The 18,090-nt window shown below is 59.8% G+C and carries 19 protein-coding genes; 14 read left to right on the forward strand and 5 right to left on the reverse strand.

Translation table 11 applies throughout. The features are described 5' to 3' along the window. The first annotated feature begins 74 nt into the window (after positions 1 to 74). Positions 75 to 1,523 carry an efflux RND transporter periplasmic adaptor subunit gene (locus ACR0A2_RS17060; RefSeq protein ID WP_480836325.1) on the forward strand — a complete coding sequence of 483 codons (1,449 nt, stop codon included), beginning with the start codon at positions 75 to 77 and terminating at the stop codon, positions 1,521 to 1,523. 5 nt (positions 1,524 to 1,528) lie between these two features. Next, positions 1,529 to 4,930, forward strand: a complete 3,402-nt coding sequence (locus ACR0A2_RS17065; RefSeq protein WP_480836327.1) for an efflux RND transporter permease subunit — start codon at positions 1,529 to 1,531, stop codon at positions 4,928 to 4,930. Here the strand turns inward: ACR0A2_RS17065 and ACR0A2_RS17070 are convergent. Both ACR0A2_RS17070 and ACR0A2_RS17075 read right to left on the reverse strand, forming a co-directional pair. Beyond that, the gene (locus ACR0A2_RS17070) at positions 4,897 to 5,346 is read right to left on the reverse strand and encodes an NUDIX hydrolase (RefSeq protein WP_480836329.1); all 450 of its coding nucleotides are present in this window, start codon (positions 5,344 to 5,346) and stop codon (positions 4,897 to 4,899) included. The two genes, ACR0A2_RS17065 and ACR0A2_RS17070, sit on opposite strands and share 34 nt — an antisense overlap. A gap of 4 nt (positions 5,347 to 5,350) precedes the next feature. Continuing rightward, positions 5,351 to 6,163 (reverse strand): protein-disulfide reductase DsbD domain-containing protein, encoded by an 813-nt coding sequence (locus tag ACR0A2_RS17075; protein ID WP_371809354.1) that lies wholly within the window; start codon positions 6,161 to 6,163, stop codon positions 5,351 to 5,353. A gap of 145 nt (positions 6,164 to 6,308) precedes the next feature. On the opposite strand from ACR0A2_RS17075, the gene ACR0A2_RS17080 reads away from it, so the two are divergent. Beyond that, positions 6,309 to 6,863 (forward strand): YqgE/AlgH family protein, encoded by a 555-nt coding sequence (locus tag ACR0A2_RS17080; RefSeq protein WP_152456781.1) that lies wholly within the window; start codon positions 6,309 to 6,311, stop codon positions 6,861 to 6,863. On the opposite strand, the gene ACR0A2_RS17085 is transcribed toward ACR0A2_RS17080, so the two are convergent. Beyond that, positions 6,864 to 7,814, reverse strand: a complete 951-nt coding sequence (locus ACR0A2_RS17085) for an L-threonylcarbamoyladenylate synthase (protein ID WP_480836331.1) — start codon at positions 7,812 to 7,814, stop codon at positions 6,864 to 6,866. A 138-nt stretch (positions 7,815 to 7,952) separates the two neighbouring features. Here ACR0A2_RS17085 and ACR0A2_RS17090 point away from each other — a divergent pair, with 138 nt between their 5' ends. From ACR0A2_RS17090 to ACR0A2_RS17120, 7 genes are all read left to right on the forward strand, one after another. Beyond that, positions 7,953 to 9,656, forward strand: coding sequence for an acyl-CoA dehydrogenase (locus ACR0A2_RS17090; RefSeq protein ID WP_480836333.1), 1,704 nt, complete (start codon positions 7,953 to 7,955; stop codon positions 9,654 to 9,656). Continuing rightward, positions 9,656 to 10,702, forward strand: a complete 1,047-nt coding sequence (locus ACR0A2_RS17095; protein ID WP_480836335.1) for an MBL fold metallo-hydrolase — start codon at positions 9,656 to 9,658, stop codon at positions 10,700 to 10,702. Before ACR0A2_RS17090 ends, ACR0A2_RS17095 begins: the two co-directional genes overlap by 1 nt. A 4-nt stretch (positions 10,703 to 10,706) precedes the next feature. After that, positions 10,707 to 11,159, forward strand: a complete 453-nt coding sequence (locus ACR0A2_RS17100) for a DUF6173 family protein (protein WP_170346311.1) — start codon at positions 10,707 to 10,709, stop codon at positions 11,157 to 11,159. Positions 11,160 to 11,215: 56 nt separating this feature from the next. Continuing rightward, complete coding sequence (locus tag ACR0A2_RS17105; protein WP_480836337.1) at positions 11,216 to 13,057, forward strand: glycerophosphodiester phosphodiesterase family protein; 1,842 nt, start codon at positions 11,216 to 11,218, stop codon at positions 13,055 to 13,057. Next, positions 13,044 to 13,583, forward strand: coding sequence for a hypothetical protein (locus ACR0A2_RS17110; protein ID WP_257599924.1), 540 nt, complete (start codon positions 13,044 to 13,046; stop codon positions 13,581 to 13,583). Before ACR0A2_RS17105 ends, ACR0A2_RS17110 begins: the two co-directional genes overlap by 14 nt. Before the next feature lie 89 nt (positions 13,584 to 13,672). Next, positions 13,673 to 13,807: an aa3-type cytochrome c oxidase subunit IV gene (locus tag ACR0A2_RS17115; protein WP_050604020.1), complete on the forward strand. Its 135-nt coding sequence runs from the start codon at positions 13,673 to 13,675 to the stop codon at positions 13,805 to 13,807. A gap of 17 nt (positions 13,808 to 13,824) precedes the next feature. Next, positions 13,825 to 14,457, forward strand: a complete 633-nt coding sequence (locus ACR0A2_RS17120; RefSeq protein ID WP_171171212.1) for a hypothetical protein — start codon at positions 13,825 to 13,827, stop codon at positions 14,455 to 14,457. Here the strand turns inward: ACR0A2_RS17120 and ACR0A2_RS17125 are convergent. Further along, the gene (locus tag ACR0A2_RS17125; RefSeq protein ID WP_152456788.1) at positions 14,446 to 14,778 is read right to left on the reverse strand and encodes an AzlD domain-containing protein; all 333 of its coding nucleotides are present in this window, start codon (positions 14,776 to 14,778) and stop codon (positions 14,446 to 14,448) included. The genes ACR0A2_RS17120 and ACR0A2_RS17125 overlap by 12 nt on opposite strands. Continuing rightward, complete coding sequence (locus tag ACR0A2_RS17130) at positions 14,775 to 15,491, reverse strand: AzlC family ABC transporter permease (RefSeq protein WP_480836340.1); 717 nt, start codon at positions 15,489 to 15,491, stop codon at positions 14,775 to 14,777. The genes ACR0A2_RS17125 and ACR0A2_RS17130 overlap by 4 nt, the downstream gene beginning before the upstream one ends. 49 nt (positions 15,492 to 15,540) lie before the next feature. Here ACR0A2_RS17130 and fdhD point away from each other — a divergent pair, with 49 nt between their 5' ends. From fdhD to mobB, 4 genes are all read left to right on the forward strand, one after another. Further along, positions 15,541 to 16,428 carry a formate dehydrogenase accessory sulfurtransferase FdhD gene (fdhD, locus tag ACR0A2_RS17135; protein ID WP_171726870.1) on the forward strand — a complete coding sequence of 296 codons (888 nt, stop codon included), beginning with the start codon at positions 15,541 to 15,543 and terminating at the stop codon, positions 16,426 to 16,428. 224 nt (positions 16,429 to 16,652) lie between these two features. Further along, positions 16,653 to 16,961 (forward strand): hypothetical protein, encoded by a 309-nt coding sequence (locus tag ACR0A2_RS17140; protein WP_480836342.1) that lies wholly within the window; start codon positions 16,653 to 16,655, stop codon positions 16,959 to 16,961. Further along, positions 16,958 to 17,602, forward strand: coding sequence for a molybdenum cofactor guanylyltransferase MobA (mobA, locus tag ACR0A2_RS17145; protein ID WP_480836344.1), 645 nt, complete (start codon positions 16,958 to 16,960; stop codon positions 17,600 to 17,602). Before ACR0A2_RS17140 ends, mobA begins: the two co-directional genes overlap by 4 nt. After that, the gene (gene mobB, locus ACR0A2_RS17150) at positions 17,599 to 18,090 is read left to right on the forward strand and encodes a molybdopterin-guanine dinucleotide biosynthesis protein B (RefSeq protein WP_480836346.1); all 492 of its coding nucleotides are present in this window, start codon (positions 17,599 to 17,601) and stop codon (positions 18,088 to 18,090) included. Before mobA ends, mobB begins: the two co-directional genes overlap by 4 nt.

Below are 18,090 nucleotides of genomic sequence, written 5' to 3' on the forward strand. Positions count from 1 at the left end.
TTGTGGCTTGGCATAATTCGTGATCCGGCTACATGTTGTGGACGGCAGCTTGGTGCAACCGGGGTAACTGTTTGATGCGATTTCTACGGCAGAGTCTTGTCGGTATCTTTCTGGCGTTCCTGACGCTTGCTCTGCTGTTTATTGCCGCGCAGATCATCATGGGTGCCGTTCAGGACGTCCTGACGCGTGAGGACCAGGCGCCCGCCGCCCGCGAACGGGTCTTTGCGGTTGCCGTACGTCAGGCCGAAGCGGAAACCGTAATCCCATATCTCGAAGCATTCGGAGAGGTCCAGAGCCGGCGCAGACTTGAATTGCGCGCGGCACTGGGTGGCCGCGTTGTCGCCCTGGCAGAGGATTTCGTGGATGGCGGAACGGTGACTGCCGGGGAAGTTCTGGTTGAACTGGATCCGGCGGATGCCCAATCCGCGCTGGATCGGGCCAAGTCCGATCTATTGGACGCACAATTCGAAGAACGTGATGCCGAACGGTCTTTGCTGCTGGCGCAGGACGAATTGAAATCGGCCGAGGCGCAAGCCGAACTGCGGGAACGGGCGCTGCAACGGCAGCGCGATCTGGAGGCCCGAGGGGTAGGCGCCGCCGCCAGCGTGGAAGAGGCGGAACTGGCGGCTGCTTCGGCACAACAGGCCGTGCTCGCGCGTCGTATCGCGCTTGCACAGGCTGAATCCCGCGTCGATCAGGCAACGACGTTGTTGGCGCGCGCGGTGATCGCCTTGGAGGCAGCGGAACGCGATCTTGACGATATGACCATTCGGGCCGGATTCAGCGGTACGCTGACCGATGTGACGCTTGTGGAAGGGCGGTTGGTGTCGGCGAATGAAAAACTGGCTGAACTGGTTGATCCAAACGCGCTTGAAGTGGCGTTCCGGGTGTCAACAGCACAATATGTACGTCTGCTGGACGAGAATGACAGGCTGATCAACGCACCGGTCACGGTTTCGCTTGAGGTGACGGGCACCGATCTGACCGCGACTGGTCATATCAGCCGCGACAGCGGCTCTGCGGGCGAGGGTCAGACCGGACGACTGATCTATGCGCGTCTGCAAGAGGCATCCGGTTTCAAGCCCGAAGATTTCGTCACCGTCTCGGTTCAGGAACAACCGCTTGCCAATGTGTTCCGCTTGCCGTCTTCGGCATTGGACGCATCGGGAACGGTTCTGGTGCTGGGTACGGATGACCGTCTGGAAAGTTTGCCGGTGCAGCTTGTCCGCAGACAAGGTGACGAGGTTTTGCTGCGGGGCGAAGGGTTGGAAGGGCGCGAGGTTGTCATCGGACGCACGCCGTTGCTTGGATCTGGCGTGCGGGTGCGGCCCTTGCGGCTTGAGGCCGGGGCAGACCCGGGTATGGTCGAACTGTCAGATGCGAAACGCGCTGAACTCGTGGCCCGGGTCGAGGCCAACGAATCCATGCCTCAGGATGAAAAAACTCAGGTTCTCGGTCAGTTGCGGGAAGCGCGCGTCCCTTCATCTCTGGTGCGGCGCATTGAAACCAAGGCCGGGGGCTGAGCGTCATGATGCGCGAGATACCTGGCGCAGCGGGTGGCCTTCTCAGCTATTTCACACGGCACCGGACGGTCGCCAATTTGCTGCTGCTGGTGATGCTGGTTCTGGGTGCAGCGGCTATCCCGAACATGCGGGCGCAGTTCTTTCCGGATGTCATTCTGGAACGCGTTGATGTCACCGTCTCGTGGGAAGGTGCAGGCCCCGAGGACATGGATGCCGGTATCGTGCAGTTGCTGGAACCTGCGCTGCTGGCCGTTGAAGGGGTAACCAGTACCGAGGCCAGCTCACACCCAAGTTGGACCCGCGTCAGACTGGAGTTCGAGCCGAACTGGGACATGTCCCGCGCGGTCGAAGACGTCCGGACCGCGATAGACGGTGTGACGGATCTGCCCGAAGGTTCGGAAGAACCTGAAATTCGACGTGGCGCTTGGCGGGATCGGGTGACGGATGTCGTTATCAGTGGCCCCACAGACACCAATCAACTGGCGAAGCTGACGGATGAGTTCATCAACCGCTTGTTCTCGGCAGGGGTTACGCGAACCGAAATCAGGGGCATTGCCGCGCCCCAGATCATTGTCGAGATCACCACGGCGCAATTGATCGCCAATGACATCACCATGGAAGAGATCGCGTCGGCGATTGCGGCCGAGGTCAGCACCGATCCCGCAGGTGAGGTTGAGGGCGCAGGTGCGCGTATCCGGGCCGGAACCGAAAAGCGGACCCCGGAGCAGATCGAAGACATCGCGCTGCGGACCTTTGCCAACGGGTCGAAGCTGAAGGTCGGTGATATCGCCAGGATTCGGGTCGAAGGTGTCACACGGCATCGCAGTTATTTCGTCGGTGACGATCCGGCCATGTCCATCCGGGTCGACCGGTCAAATCTGGGCGATGCGATAGACATCCAGCAAACGGTCGAAGATGTTGCCCGTGAAATGCAGGCCAGCTTGCCCGAAGGTGTGAAGATTGAGCTGATCCGCACCCGCGCCCAGGCCATAACCGACCGATTGAACATCCTGGTCAACAACGGGTTGATGGGTCTCGGCCTTGTCGTCTGCCTGCTGTTCTTGTTCCTCAACGCGCGCATCGCCTTCTGGGTTGCGGCGGGTATCCCCGTGGCGATGTCGGCCGCAATCGCATTGATGTATCTGGGGGGCTTGTCGCTGAACATGGTCTCGCTGTTCGGCCTGATCATCACGCTGGGCATCGTGGTTGATGACGCCATCGTGGTGGGGGAACACGCGGATTTCCGCGCCCGGCGTTTGGGTGAGCCGCCTGTTGTGGCTGCGGAACGTGCGGCGCGGCGGATGGCCATGCCGGTGCTGGCTGCGACTGTCACGACGGTAATCGCGTTTTTCGGTCTGACCCTGGTGGGCGGACGATTCGGAGAATTGATCCGCGACATTCCCTTTACGGTGATCGCCGTTTTGTTCGCTTCGCTGGTCGAATGCTTTTTGATCCTTCCCAATCACATGGCGCACGCCATCGCGCATTCGGCCAAGGAACACTGGTATGATCTGCCCAACCGGGTCGTCAACCGTGGTTTCCGTTGGGTTCGGGATCACCTGTTCCGTCCCTTGATCGCCTGGGTGATATGGGCACGCTACGTGGTCGTGGCGCTGATGATCGCGGTACTGGCCAGCCAGGTGGCACTGTTCATTCGCGGCGACGTGAATTGGCGTTTTTTCAATGCACCAGAGCGAAGTTCCGTGACCGGCGGCTTTATCATGCGCGAAGGTTCGACGCGATCAGATACGCTGGAAATGATGCGCCTTCTGCAACAGGCGGTCAATGACCTGGGCCAGATCTATGAAGAGCGTCATGGGCGCAATCCGATCGACTATGTCCTGGCCGAGGTTGGCGGCAATGCAGGCCGACAGCTGGCTGCTGCGGATGGCAAGGATGGCAGTTTGTTGGGTGGTATCTCGATCGAACTCATCGATGCCGATCTGCGCCCTTATTCGAGTTTCGAATTCGTCGGAGAGTTGCAGGAATTCGCGCCGCGCCATCCCAAGCTTGAAGTGATCAGCTTCCGGGGGTGGCGCTCTGGCCCGGGTGGCGACGCCATCGACGTGCAGTTTTTCGGCTCTGACGTGAGCGTTCTCAAGGCCGCGTCCGAAGACTTGCAGGCCGAGCTGTCGAAATTTCCCGAAGTCTCGGCGCTGGAAGACAACCTGGCTTATGACAAGGAAGAGTTCATCCTGGACCTGACTGCACAGGGAGAGGCGCTGGGTTTCCGGATTGAAACGCTTGGTCGCGCCCTGCGCAATCGCCTGAACGGTATCGAAGCGGCGACTTTCCCGGACGGGCCACGCAGTGCCGAGATCCGTGTGGAACTGCCTGAAGGCGAACTGACGGCTGATTTCCTCGAGCGTACGCTCATGCGGTCTCCTGACGGGGTTTACGTACCGCTGGCCGACATCGTTTCGGTCGAGCGTGAATCCGGTTTCTCGACGGTTCGGCGCGAAAACGGTCTGAGGGTTGTTTCGGTCTATGGCGACATTTCCGAGGATGACCCGGCACGCGCGGCTGAAATCGAACGGGCGATGCAGGAAGAAATCCTGCCGAATATCGCTGCCGAACGGCAAGTCGAGTGGCGCATGTCGGGCCTCAGCGAACAGGAAAATGAATTCCTTGCCGAAGCCCGCACCGGTTTGATCCTGTGCCTGACAGGTATCTACCTTGTTCTGGCCTGGGTGTTCGCAAGCTGGACACGGCCTGTGGTGGTCATGGCAATCATACCTTTTGGCCTCGTTGGTGCGATCTGGGGCCACTACATCTGGGATGTGCCGCTTAGCATGTTCACGGTGGTCGGGTTGCTGGGCATGACGGGGATCATCATCAACGACTCGATCGTTCTGGTGACGACGATAGATGCGTATCAAAGAGACCGTGGTCTGGTTCCGTCCATTGTCGAAGGTGCAGCAGACAGGTTGCGTCCCGTGATGTTGACCACTTTGACCACGGTTCTTGGACTTGCACCGTTGCTTTACGAAGGCTCGCAACAGGCGCAATTCCTCAAGCCGACCGTGATCACGCTGGTTTACGGGCTTGGGTTCGGGATGTTGCTGGTTCTGATCCTGGTGCCTGCCCTGTTGGCGATCCTCAATGACGTGGCGCGTCCTATGACAGCCATGCGCCGTGCCGCGCGGGCACCCGACCGGGTGGTTCGCGGGGCGCTGGCGGCAACCGGGGCCGCATTGGCTGTTTGGTTCGGCCTGACGATGATTTGGCCCGCGGTTACAGGCGCACCGCTTGGCGTGCTGCAAGGCCTCTATGCGGGTGGAGATGGCATTGCGGTGCTGCGAATGGGGTTGGGTGCATTCCTGGCCGGGGCAATTCTGATCGTGGTCCTGAGCGTGATCCTGTCAGGTTTGCTTTATGGGCGGCTGACAAGATCGGCCGATGCCTGATCCGCGCGGATCGCGTGTTCCAAAAGGTCGATGACCCGCGCGCTCATCGGCAGGTCGCCCCGGCGTATCTGCTCGATAGCGAACCAGCGGGCATCCAGCGCGTCGTCACCAGCCTGTGGTTTGCCGGAGAGATAGCGGCAAGCAACGCCGACCAACAGGTAATGGGACAAAACCTGACCCGCCTTGTCGTGACGCAGCAGATCCAGATTTCTCAGGTAATGAGACGGTTCCGCAATCACCGAGGTTTCTTCCTGCAACTCGCGCTGCGCCGCCTGCAAAACGGTTTCACCCCACTCTACATGGCCGCCGGGGAACCCCCACAGCCCTTTGTCCGGCTGTTTGCTGCGCTGAACCAGAAGAACCTTGTCCCGATGCAGAACAACCGCCAACGCACCGATCTTGGGGGATTGGCTCATGCATTCAGCCCGCGCTACAGCCCAGAATATCCACCGCGTGGTCGGATCCCAGAACGGTGATCCGGATCTCGGATCGGTCCAGCGCAAAAGGTGCACCTGATGTGTGAATGATTTCCGCTTCGGCCACCAATGTATCCCCCTGCCTCTGAGATACGGGTTGCGAGGCCCATAGCAAAGGATTGCCGGGTTCGATCACGGCGACTTCTCGACCACCCGCGGACGGCATCGTCATCCGCGCCTCGATCCGCATCCCATCTTTCGTGGGCGTCAGGTTGCAGGTGGTCTTGGTGACACGGGCTTCGCGCGCGGAATAGGGCCTTTGCGCCATCGCTGCGGCAATCGCCGGGTTGCGATCAGCTTCGGCGTCCAGCGTGTGGTCGAAATCCAGGCGTTCCGGGATGCAAACGTCTTTGCAGACCCCCAGATCCATCCTGCCTTTCAGACGGACCGGTTTTGCCGGGTTGCGCGGAGTGACCTTGATGGGCAGGACCAGCTGATTTTCATAGCCAATCGATTGTAGGCCATTCTGGTCAAAGACTTCGGGCGAGGGCCAGATGATTTCCACCTGGCCGACATTGCTGGATCGCTTCCAGTCGAACTCGGGCGGGATGCCGGAATCTCCTGGCGCGCGCCAGTAGGTCTTCCAGCCATCCTTGAGCGTCAGTTTCAGCGCGGACATATAGGTGCCGTTGGTCGTCCGTCCACCATCCAGAACATCCAGCCGAACCACGTTGTCCAAGTCTTGCGCGGCAACTGGAACGGACAGGCTCAGACACGCGAGCGCGGCGACGGCGGTGGGTTTGATCGGCATCTTCATACCCCATAAATGCGCGTCGATGGCGCGGATTCCAAGTCACGATCCGGTCACTGCGCTGAAATCTGTCGAAATACGGGTTGGTCTCTTGCAAACTGGGGTGCGGCAGGGCCATTGTTGACGTGAACTGACAAAGAGATGAAGGCTCATGGACCTGACCGGAAAACTGTTGATTGCGATGCCCGGAATGGGCGATCCGCGATTCGACCATTCGGTGGTGTATATGTGCAGCCATGGCGACGATGGCGCCATGGGATTGATCGTGAACAAGCCTTCGGATCTGCGAATCAAGACTTTGCTGGGGCAATTGAACATCGCCTGCCGTATCCCGGTAATCGGAGAGCGCCTTGTGCATTTCGGTGGCCCGGTCGAGATGTCGCGCGGATTTGTCCTGCACAGCGCCGATTATGAGGCCAATCTGCATTCGATGCATATTTCCGCGGATTTCAGCATGACCGCGACGCTGGATGTGCTTGAAGATCTGGCCTCTGGCAGCGGACCACTGAATTCGATGCTGACGCTGGGCTATTCCGGCTGGGGCCCGGGTCAGCTTGAGGACGAAATCGCGATGAACGGCTGGCTGACCACCGAAGCGACGACGAAACTTGTCTTCGACGTGCCTGATGACGAAAAATGGGAAGCTGCCTTGGCGACGCTCGGGGTGGACCCTCTGACGTTGTCCGCCAGCGCAGGCCGGGCCTGATCAGCTGTCGCGTGGCGCAGCGGCGCGGCGCAGCCTGTCGTTGATTGCGGCCCCCAATCCGGTGTTCGGGATCGGAGATACGGCAATGGGTCGGCCCGTCTCGTTCAACCTGTGAAGGGCTGCAAAGAGGTTCGCGGCCGCCTCGGTCAGACGTCCTTGGACAGACAGGTTCAGATCGCAATCCACCGCTCCAAAACCCAGCAGAACTTCATCCCCGCGACGTGCAGTGGCGTTCAGGCGGACCGGGGCGTCGGGCGCATAATGCGACTGCAACTGCCCCGGAGCGGTCAGCAGATCGCCGGATTGGTGCAGGTGCAGGTGCAGGTTCAGCACGCTTTCGATCCGGTCCAACGCAACGCCGCCCGGACGCAGCAATGTGGGCTCTCCGGCCAGACCGACAATGGTGGATTCCAGCCCCACCGCACAGGGACCGTCGTCCAGAACAGCCGCGATCCTTCCGCCAAGACCGGACCACACATGAGCCGCCGTCGTGGGGCTGATCTGACCCGAGGGATTAGCCGAAGGGGCCGCGACCGGTCCGTCAAAGTCGGCCAGCAGCGCACGCGCCGTCGGATGCGCAGGTACCCGCACGGCCAGAGTGTCCAGCCCGGCGGTCACCAGCGAGGAAACCCCGTGCCCTTCGCGCAACGGCAAAACCAGGGTCAGAGGACCGGGCCAGAAGGCCTGTGCCAGCTGCTCGGCCAGATCCGACCATTGCACAAAGCGCTGGGCCGCTTCGACCGAGGCGACATGGGCGATCAGCGGGTTGAAGCTGGGCCGTCCCTTGGCCTCGTAAATCGATGCGACGGCCTGTCCGTTGCGGGCGTCGCCGCCAAGGCCATAGACCGTTTCGGTCGGAAAAGCGACCAGAAGACCCTGGCGCAAAAAATCGGCAGCCTGCGCGATGCCGCCGGGATCTGCCGTCAATTCCTGTGTGCCGGATGAGATCATATCTGATGACGCCGCGTTTTGGTTGCCTGGAACTTGAGGTAAGGTACGTAATCGGTTCAGGCCCACACGCTTACCGGCGCTTGCATTTGATTCCAAGCCCGCCGATGTATTCTGATCCGTTAGACCCCGAGAGAAATCATGCCATATCGCGCCCCAATCTCAGATTACCAATTTCTGCTGGACCATGTCGTCGGGTTCGACCAGGTCGCCGCCACCGAGACTTTTGCAGATGCCAGCGCTGATGTCGTCACTGCCATCCTGACCGAAGCGGCCAAGATGAGCGAAGAGGTTCTGGCCCCGTTGCAGCGTGCCGGTGATCTGGAACCGGCGCGGCTTGAGAATGGCGTGCTGCGCAGCTCTCCGGGTTATGCCGATGGCTGGAAGGCGATTGCCGAAGGCGGGTGGATCGGGATCAGCGCTGATCCCCAATTTGGCGGAATGGGCCTGCCGATGGCTGTCACCACTGCCGTGAACGAGATGATGAGCGCCGCTTGCCTGTCGCTGCAACTTGCTCCGCTGATGGCGCAGGGCCAGATCGAGGCGTTGGAACACCACGCCAGCGACGAATTGAAGTCACTGTATCTGCCCAAAATGATTTCGGGTGAGTGGTCTGCAACCATGAACCTGACCGAAGCTCAGGCCGGATCGGATGTGGGCGCGCTGACCTCGAAGGCCGAGCCAAATGGTGATGGCACATACTCGGTGACCGGGCAGAAGATATTCATCTCCTGGGGCGACAACGACTTTGCTGAAAATGTCTGCCATCTGGTTCTGGCCCGTCTGCCGGACGGTGTGCCAGGCACCAAGGGCATTTCCTTGTTTTTGGTGCCGAAATACATCCCCGATGCGGATGGCAATCCCGGCGTGGCCAACGACCTGAAGGTTGTTTCCGTCGAACACAAGATGGGCCTGCATGGCTCGCCCACCTGCGTGATGCAATATGACGGTGCCAAAGGATGGCTTGTGGGTAAGGAACATGGTGGTATGGCGGCCATGTTCACCATGATGAACAACGCTCGCCTGGGCGTGGGTGGCCAGGGTGTGGGCGTTGCAGAAGGCGCCTATCAGCACGCTTTGGCCTATGCGCTGGAACGCAAGCAGGGCAGGACGCCTTCAGGTAAGATCATCGATCATGCGGATGTGCGTCGCATGATCATGGATATGCGCGCCGATATCTTTGCAGCTCGGGCTATTCTTCTGGCCAACGCGACCGCGATTGACATGGCGAAAGCCACCGGCGACGCCGATTGGGCCGCGCGGGCCGCGTTGTTGACGCCAATCGGCAAGAACTTTGGGGCCCGGACCGGGATACGCGTGGCCGAAACCGGCGTACAGGTGCATGGCGGAATGGGCTTTGTCGAAGAAACAGGCGCGGCGCAATATTCCCGCGATGTTCGCGTGACCGCGATTTACGAGGGAACCGACGGCATTCAGGCCATGGACCTTGTTGCGCGCAAAATGATGGATGGGGGCGAGGCGGCTTCGAACCTTCTGGACGAGATCGAAGAACAGGCCGAGCACGCGCGTACGACGATGCCCGATCTGGCCGGTCCAGTGTGGGAGGCGACAGAAACCCTGCGCGAGGCAACCGAATGGTTGGTGGCGCAAGACGACATGAACGACCGATTTGCAGGCGCAACGGCCTATCTTCAGGCGTTTGCCCGGGTTCTTGGCGGGCATTATCACTTGTCCGCGGCACTGGCTGATCCGGAAGGACCACGGGCCAAACTGGCGCGCTACTACATCAACGCCTTGTTGCCCGAGCATTCCGGGCTTCTGGCGCGGGTGCAAAGCGGCGCGGATGACCTCTTTTCGCTCAACCCCGATGAGTTGGCGGCGTGATGGACGGGGATCGCGTATCGGGGATCAGATATCCGTGGGCGGAACCGCCCGCGCCGGGTGAAGCCGTCGAAGTTGCCGAGGGTGTACTGTGGATGCGCCTGCCTCTTCCGATGGCGCTGGATCACGTCAATATCTACGCGCTGGACGATGGCGAAAGTTGGACGGTGATTGACACCGGGCTGTCGTCGAACAAGACGCGGCGTATCTGGGAAACCCTGATGGGCGGGCCTTTGAAAGGCAAACCGATCACTCGTGTGGTGGTGACGCATCATCATCCTGACCATGTCGGCAATGCCGGGTGGTTTCAGTCGGAACACGGGGCCGAGCTGGTCACAAGCCGCACCTCATGGCTGTTCGCGCGGATGCTGACGCTGGATGTGCAAGAGACATGGCCACAGGAAACGCTTGATTTCTATCGCAGCGCCGGCATGGCGCCCGAGGTTCTGAATGCGCGGATGAAGGATCGTCCGTTCAACTTTGCCGACACGGTTTACCCCATGCCGCTGGGCTTTGCCTGCATCAAGCAGGGCGACGTGATCCGAATGGGACGGCGCGACTGGGATGTGCATATGGGCAATGGCCACGCGCCGGAACACGCCACTTTCTGGAGCCGTGACGACAATCTGGTGTTGAGCGGCGATCAGATTCTCAGCTCGATCAGTCCCAATCTGGGCGTCTATGCCACGGAACCGATGGCCGATCCGGTTTCAGCGTGGCTGGAAGCCTGCGAGCGGTTGCAGACGCTTGCCCGGCCCGATCATCTGGTTCTGGGCGGGCACAAGCTGCCGTTTTCGGGCCTGCCGCTGAGGATGAAACAGCTGATCGACAACCACCACGGCGCGTTGGACCGCCTGTTGAAGCATCTGGATCAACCCAGAGCGGCCGCGGATTGTTTTCTGCCACTGTTCAAACGCACGATCCGCGAAGGCGAATATGGGCTTGCGCTGGTTGAGGCGGTTGCGCATGTGAATCATCTCTACCACATTGGTGCGGTAACCCGGACGCAACGCGCTGACGGGGCATGGCTGTATCAGCGCAAAGGGTAGAAGAATGCAGGACCAGATCGAAACCTCGGCCGAGGCCGCCGAAGCCGCCGCTTTGCCGCGGTGTCACGAGGTGCACGCGGATCCCAATGCCGAATCCGGAGCCAAGGACCTGCCCGAGGGGTTGAAGAAGCCTGTTGCCAACAAAAGCCCGGCGCAATGGGCATACGAGCGTCTGATCATGTATATCCAGAACTTTGAAAAGACTCTGGACGGCGATCACGAAGTCGCCATGGGCTTTACCGGCGGCGATGCCGGCGTCATGCGGATCGAAGGGATGGGGTATTTCGACCCCGACATGATCACTTTTTACGGATCTGACGGAACCGGGGCCCGCACGCAATTGGTGCAGCATGTCAGCCAGTTGAACGTGATGCTGCGCGCCCTGCCCAAATCGGTCGAGGACAAACCCGCCAACCGCATCGGTTTCCGTCTGGCGGCGGATCTGGAAGACAGCTGACTTGCAATTCACGCTTGCGCGCCTTTGAATGACTGCATCAGTCCGGAGGCGCCCACGTGACAAGATTTTTTCAAGCAGTAACACATGCCTATGTAGGTGCCTGGGAACGGCGCCGGGTCTTCGTGCCAATCTATATCGCTGTGCGATTGCTGCTGGTGGCGCTGATCGCGCCGGGTGTGGCTGTGGCTGTCAATCTGGCGGTCTCTCTGTCAAATCAGACCGCTCTGACCGATCAGGACATTGCGATGTTCCTGCTGTCTCCGGCAGGGTTCATCGCGGGTGTTGCGGTGCTCAGTCTGTTCTTGCTGGCCGAGGTGCTTGTGTTCGCGGTCATGGCCGGGTCCTTGCGTATGGGAGAAAATGACCCCTGGCGCGCAGGCAGCGCGGCACTGGCACTGAACCTGTCCCGCTTTCCGGCGCTGTTCGGATTTGCCGTTCGGTTCATCCTGCGCGTTCTGCTGCTCGCCTTGCCGTTTGTGGCCATCGCGGGGTTGATCGCATGGTGGACGCTGACGGAATATGACATCAATTATTACCTGACATTCCACCCTCCGGCCTTTCAGGTGGCCGTGGTTCTGATCGGACTTGTCGTTCTTGCGTTGGCATGGGTGTTGATCCGCCGACTGTCGGGATGGGCGCTGGCGTTGCATCTGGTCCTGTTCGAGGGGGCCTCACCACGCGGAGCATTCGCGAAAAGCGAACAAAAGATGGAAGGCAAGCGCGGGCGTTTGAAGATCGAGCTTGCCCTTTGGCTGGGACTGCGGCTTGTGATTGCGGCTTTGATTGCGGCGGTGGCCAGTCTGTTGTTTGCGGTTGTGCCCTTGCAGGAAGGCGGCAGCCTCAGACTGGCATTGATCCTCAGCCTGATCATTGCGGGGCTTTGGTCCCTGGCGGGCTTGGTTCTGGCGGCCACGGCGCTGGGCGCATTGGCGGTCTTGCTGGACGGTTTCTTTGAAGCTGAGACCAAGGACGTTCCCCATCCCGAACCCCGAAGGATCCGCGTGCCGGTTCTTGTCACTGTCGCGGCGGCCTTGGCCGCGTTGGGCGTTGGCTTCTGGCTTGGGCAAAGCTTGCTGGAACGCGTGCAGGCGCCGGATCAAGCCGAGGTCATCGGCCATCGGGGCGCTGCGGCTTTGCGACCTGAAAACACAATGGCCTCGGTCCTGAAAGCGATAGAAGATGGTGCGGACTGGGTTGAGATAGACGTTCAGGAAACGGCGGACGATGTGGTTGTCGTGGCCCATGACAGCGATTTCATGAAATTGGCCGGCGTCAACTTGAAGGTCTGGGATGCGACCATGCAGGATGTGGCTGATATCGACATCGGAAGCTGGTTCGGACCGGAATACGCCGCAGAGCGGACCCCGACCCTGCGAGAGGTACTGGAAGCGGCCAAAGGTAAGTCGAAGGTTCTTATCGAGCTGAAATATTATGGTCACGACGTCGATCTGGAAAATCGGGTGATCGGCCTTGTCGAAGAACTTGGGATGCAGAACGACGTTGCCACCATGTCGCTGAAATACCCGGCCGTGCAAAAGATGGAAAAGTTGCGGCCCGATTGGCGCTCTGGTGTGCTGGCGGCCACGGCCATTGGGGATCTGTCGGGGTTGGAAGGTGAATTTGTCGCCGTCAATGCAGGCATGGTTACACCCGGGCTGATCCGCAAAGTGCAGGACGCTGGTAAGGATATCTATGTCTGGACGGTGAATGATCCGTTGCAGATGTCCAGGATGGCCTCGATGGGTGTGGATGGTTTGATTACCGACCGCCCGGCCATGGCCAATGAGGTTTTGCGCGTCCGCGCTGAAATGGGGCCGGGCGAGCGGCTCTTGCTGTGGCTGGCAACCACCTTTGGATTGCAGGTCGATACAGAGGCGATGCGCGATGAAAGCCCTTAACATGGCGCTGTTTCTGTCTCTGCTGCCACTGTCGGCATGGGCACAGGATCTGATGCGCGGATTTGAGATGCCGGGCCACCGCGCCCTGATCGAGCAAAGCAAGGACGCCGAACTGACGCCGTTTGCAACCGATGGCTGTTCAGGCGGGTTGTCAGCCAGTTGGCGCTGGGTAGCAAAACAATTCCCACAGGTTGGCGCGCTATATCAAGAGCACCCGCCGTGGGAGTACTGCTGCGTCATCCACGACCGGGCATATCACAATGCTGGCGGTGCAGAGACAGCCAACGAAAGCTATGAGGCACGTCTGGCAGCGGATGACGCCTTGCATGCCTGTGTGGTGCAGCACGGAGACAACCATGCCGAGGACTATGCCGACCAGTACGACATGTCGCCTGAACAGATTCGCAGCGTGCACGCGATCACTGCGGATGCAATGTACGGGGCGGTGCGATTCGGTGGCGGGCCGTGCAGCGGCCTGCCCTGGCGGTGGGGGTTCGGGTATCCCGGTTGTTCGGTTCTCAAGTAACAGCGTCCTGCGCGCGAATGACGTGGTGACAGGCGTTCTGTTTTCTATTATCCAACAGATCAAACACGCGAATTGGGAATCTGAGACTCATGGCTGAACACAAGCACGGCGAAATGGACATCACGGTCCAAACCAAGACATTCAACGGTTTCATCAAGGCCACCACGTGGTGTGTGGTCGCCATTGCCTTCCTGTGCCTGTTCTTGGCGGTTTTCGCCTCCTAATCATTTCGGGGGCTGACTTGTTCAGGATATTGATTGCCTGCTTGCTGGCAGCGACAGTGGCGGGCTGCGCCAATTCGAACCGTCCACAGGCGGATCGGAACGAGATCGTGTCCCGGTCCTACCGTGATCCGGGGCCAGCGACCCTGACGCTGTACACAATGATTAACACACGCACCGGATCGGGCGCGCATACGTCGTTGATGATCTCGGGCAGCGAGCGTGTGATCTTTGACCCTGCCGGTTCGTTCCGGGCGGATGTGGTTCCGGTGAAGGATGATGTGCTTTACGGCATTACCCCGGCGGTCGAACGAGCTTATCGCAGCTCGCACGCGCGCGAGACGCATTATGCCCGCATACAGACCATTCAGGTGAGCCCGCAACAGGCTGAAATCGCCTTGCAACTGGCAAAGCAATCCGGTCCGGTCGCCGGAGCGTTCTGCACTAACTCGACTTCTCAACTGTTGAAGCAGGTGCCGGGGTTCGAGCAGATTGATGTGACGTTCTATCCGGTAAACCTGTCGGAACAGTTTGCGCAGATTCCGGGCGTCGTGACCGAAGAATATCGGGAAAATGACGATGCGGATCTGCAAAAAGGTTTGGCGGCAAACAATGCGCGTCTCAACCAGCTCGACGCTGTCTCAACTCAGTAGATAAAGCAGACCATAGAGTGTGGCGGCCCCGGAAAAGATGGCCGCTATCACGTTTTTGCTGATCACTCCGACCGCCAGGGCAACGGCTGCCGCCGACATACGTGGCAGATCAGGCTGCCCTTCGGTGGCAGAGGGCCAAACGACCAGCGGTGCGATCAATGCGGGAAGGATGGCCACCGCTGTATATCGCAGGTGACGCAGCAGCCAAGGCGGCATCGGGCGATCACCTACAAAACCGATAAAGACAAAGCGCAGCGCATAGCTGCCGATGGCAAGCCCGATGATAATGGTCCAGATGGTGACGGAATCGGGCTGTGTCATTGTCGCGTCTTTCTGCGTTCGAGGATCAGTTCCGCCTGTGCTCCGGCAACCATTCCAGCGCATCCGGCGATCAACAGACCCAGATTGAACGGGATTACGACGGTAAACAACGATACCGTGATGGCCACAAGGGCCGCGACCACATGTGCAAAGGTCCGCATCATCGGCCCTATCATGGCCAGAAAGGTGATAGGCAGGGCAAAATCCAGCGCCCAGCTTTCCGGTATTTGCGCACCCAGCACCGCGCCTAGATAAGTGCTCAGAATCCAAAGCGGTGTGATCGGCGTGACAGAGCCCACGAAATAGGCCATGCGTAGTGGCACTGACAGGTCGGGCTCTTTCTCGAACCGCACGATCGAGCAGGCATAAGATTGATCCACGGTCAGATATGCCGCAAAGGCACGCTGCCACATGGGCGCGGAACCCAGGTAAGGTGTCAGTGATGCGGAATACATCGCCATGCGCAGATTCACGGCCAGCGCCGAGATTATGATGATCACGGTCGGGGTGTTGTCTTGCAACAATTGCAACGCCGCGAATTGCGCGGCACCTGCAAAAACGGTCGATGTAAAGGCCATCGTCTGGACAAGGGTCAACCCGGCCTCCGTCGCAAAAACACCAAACAGAAGGCCAAAGGGCACGGCGACGAAGATAAACGGCGTCCCGTCCCGAAAACCTTTCCAGAAGTATGACTTGGATGTGGCAGAGGCCATGGCTAAATCCTATGGTGATTCATGCAGCAGTAACTGTCTTGGGAAGGGGTTGCAATTGGCCACGGAATTCGATCTGTCGGACTATCTTATCGCCCCTGATCCGGGTGCGATGCGCCTGACCCGAGCGGTCGAGGGTGTGGATCAGAACGGTGAAATCAGCCAGATATCCGTGGTCGAGGAACGCCCGCTGACGATCTTCCTCAATTCGCAGGAAATCGTGACGGCGATGACGATTGGCGATTATCCCGAATATCTTGCGCTGGGCTTTCTGCGCAATCAGGGGATGCTGCTGTCGGATGACGAAATCACGCGCGTGGAATATGACGACGATCTTGAAACCGTGATCGTCCGAACCGCGCGCGAAACATCGTATGAGGACAAGCTGAAGAAAAAGACCCGCACCAGCGGGTGTGCCGTGGGTACTGTGTTTGGCGACATGATGGAGGGCCTGGAAGACGTGCAGCTGCCGCAGGTTCAGGTGCGCACCTCCTGGCTGTATGATCTGGCCTCGAAGATCAACCGCACTCCGTCGCTGTACCTCGAAGCCGGAGCGATTCACGGCACGGTCCTGTGCCGTGAAAACCGCCCGCTGGTCTATATGGAGGACGTGGGCCGCCACAACGCCGTCGACAAGATCGCTGGCTGGATGCTGTCAGAAGGAGAGAGTGCGGCGGACAAGATCCTCTATACCACTGGTCGCCTGACATCCGAGATGGTGATCAAAACGGCAATGATGGGGATTCCGGTACTTGCGTCCCGCTCGGGCTTCACCGCCTGGGGCGTCGAGATCGCGCGCGAGGTCGGGCTGACGCTGATCGGGCGGATGCGCGGCCAGCGCTTTGTCTGCCTGTCGGGTGAGGATCGCCTGCTGCGCGACGTGGACCCGTCAACCGTTGCTGTCGAAGACAGGAAACACCGCCGGAAAAGTGCAGGATGATTTTGGAAACCCTTAGACTTTTTTTCCTGTTTGTTGTTGCAGTCAGTATCTTGCCGCTGAGCATTCTTGCTGCGCGAAACTACGCACGCAGCAAACGGACCATCGTAGAGGGCATGGCGCGGTTGGACGAAGAAACTCTGGATCGATTGGGGTGGGAGGCAAGAGAATACATCGGCCCATTCGACCTGTTTGCCCCATTCCGGATGGGATGGGCAGCTTGGGGATTGGCGGTGCAAAAACAAAGTGCCGTATTGCAACGTATCCTTCTTCAAGGTTTGCCAGACTCAGTCGTTTTGCCAAGTGAAATCAGACGATCACTTCGCAGGTATCGGTGCTTTTTCTGGTCGTTTTTCGCGCCTGTGACAGTTTTGGTGCTCTTTTTCGCTTTCATTCGCTTGAGCCACGTCTTGGCCGGTTTTTCCGGACTTCCTTTGAGCCTGTGTTTCATTTTGCTGGGTGCGGGCAACGGGGTTTGGATTTTCACACCGCTGGAGAAATTCCGAAAATGGCCCGACATCGAGGACCCATCATGACCAAACCGCTTGGCATCATTCTTGCAGGCGGGCAGGCCACCCGTATGGGCGGCGGCGACAAGGGCCTGTTGCAGATCGGGGGGCAGAGCCTGCTGTCTCATGTGATCAACCGGCTTGCGCCACAGGTCGATGGGCTGGCGCTGAACGCCAATGGCGACCCTGGGCGGTTCGCTGATCTGGGCCTGCCCGTCCTGCCTGATACGATCGAAGGGTTCGCCGGGCCTCTGGCCGGTGTGCTGGCCGGGCTCGACTGGGCGGCAGAGCAGGGGGCGGACAGCATCGTGACAGCTGCCGCGGACACGCCCTTTTTCCCGCGCGATCTGGTGGCGCGACTGACGCAGGCTGCGGAAGGGCAGGTACACCCATTGGTCTTGGCCACCACGCCGCGTACGGGTGACGAGGCGCTGAAATCCGGTGGCGGCAAGCGGGTCAACCGACACCCGACATTCGGGCTTTGGCCCGTTGCGCTGCGCGATGATCTGCGGGCGGCGCTGATGGACGGGTTGCGCAAGGTGGTGCTGTGGACCGACAAACATGACGGGCGCGAGGCTTTGTTCAGCGCCGACCCGTTCGATCCTTTCTTCAACGTCAACACGCCTGAAGATCTGGATCGCGCCCGAACCTTGTTGGAGCAGGCATGAGGGTTTACGGCGTCACGGGCTGGAAGAATGCCGGCAAAACCGGGCTGATGGAACGGCTGGTGGCCGAGATCACCAGCCGGGGCTTTACGATCTCTACGGTCAAGCACGCGCACCACAGCGTCGATGTGGATCAGCCGGGCACCGACAGTCACCGGCACCGCGTTGCGGGCGCCAGCGAGGTGCTGCTTGCCTCGGGGCAACGTATTGCTTTGATGCAGGAATTGCGGGGCGCGCCTGAACCGCCGCTGGCCGAGCTGCTGGCGCGGCTCTCGCCGGTCGATCTGGTGTTGGTCGAAGGGTTCAAGCGCGAGGACCACCCCAAGATCGAAGCGTATCGCGTTGAGGCTGGCCATGCGCTGATGGCACCTGAAAATGGCACCATCCGCGCGGTGGCCAGCGACACTCCGCTGGATCTGGACCGCCCGGTCTATGATCTGGATGATACTGCCGGGATTGCTGAATTCATCCTGAAAGAGGCCGGTTTGTGA

Source organism: Ruegeria sp. H8, from assembly GCF_056532905.1.

Coding starts and splice junctions, on each gene's coding strand:
- ACR0A2_RS17100 (WP_170346311.1), top strand. CDS start 10,707: ATGCAGGACCAGATCGAAACCTCGGCCGAGGCCGCCGAAGCCGCCGCT.
- ACR0A2_RS17090 (WP_480836333.1), top strand. CDS start 7,953: ATGCCATATCGCGCCCCAATCTCAGATTACCAATTTCTGCTGGACCAT.
- ACR0A2_RS17085 (WP_480836331.1), bottom strand. CDS start 7,814: ATGATCTCATCCGGCACACAGGAATTGACGGCAGATCCCGGCGGCATC.
- ACR0A2_RS17060 (WP_480836325.1), top strand. CDS start 75: ATGCGATTTCTACGGCAGAGTCTTGTCGGTATCTTTCTGGCGTTCCTG.
- mobB (WP_480836346.1), top strand. CDS start 17,599: ATGAGGGTTTACGGCGTCACGGGCTGGAAGAATGCCGGCAAAACCGGG.
- ACR0A2_RS17070 (WP_480836329.1), bottom strand. CDS start 5,346: ATGAGCCAATCCCCCAAGATCGGTGCGTTGGCGGTTGTTCTGCATCGG.
- ACR0A2_RS17080 (WP_152456781.1), top strand. CDS start 6,309: ATGGACCTGACCGGAAAACTGTTGATTGCGATGCCCGGAATGGGCGAT.
- ACR0A2_RS17125 (WP_152456788.1), bottom strand. CDS start 14,778: ATGACACAGCCCGATTCCGTCACCATCTGGACCATTATCATCGGGCTT.
- ACR0A2_RS17065 (WP_480836327.1), top strand. CDS start 1,529: ATGATGCGCGAGATACCTGGCGCAGCGGGTGGCCTTCTCAGCTATTTC.
- ACR0A2_RS17075 (WP_371809354.1), bottom strand. CDS start 6,163: ATGAAGATGCCGATCAAACCCACCGCCGTCGCCGCGCTCGCGTGTCTG.
- ACR0A2_RS17110 (WP_257599924.1), top strand. CDS start 13,044: ATGAAAGCCCTTAACATGGCGCTGTTTCTGTCTCTGCTGCCACTGTCG.
- ACR0A2_RS17115 (WP_050604020.1), top strand. CDS start 13,673: ATGGCTGAACACAAGCACGGCGAAATGGACATCACGGTCCAAACCAAG.
- ACR0A2_RS17130 (WP_480836340.1), bottom strand. CDS start 15,491: ATGGCCTCTGCCACATCCAAGTCATACTTCTGGAAAGGTTTTCGGGAC.
- ACR0A2_RS17095 (WP_480836335.1), top strand. CDS start 9,656: ATGGACGGGGATCGCGTATCGGGGATCAGATATCCGTGGGCGGAACCG.
- mobA (WP_480836344.1), top strand. CDS start 16,958: ATGACCAAACCGCTTGGCATCATTCTTGCAGGCGGGCAGGCCACCCGT.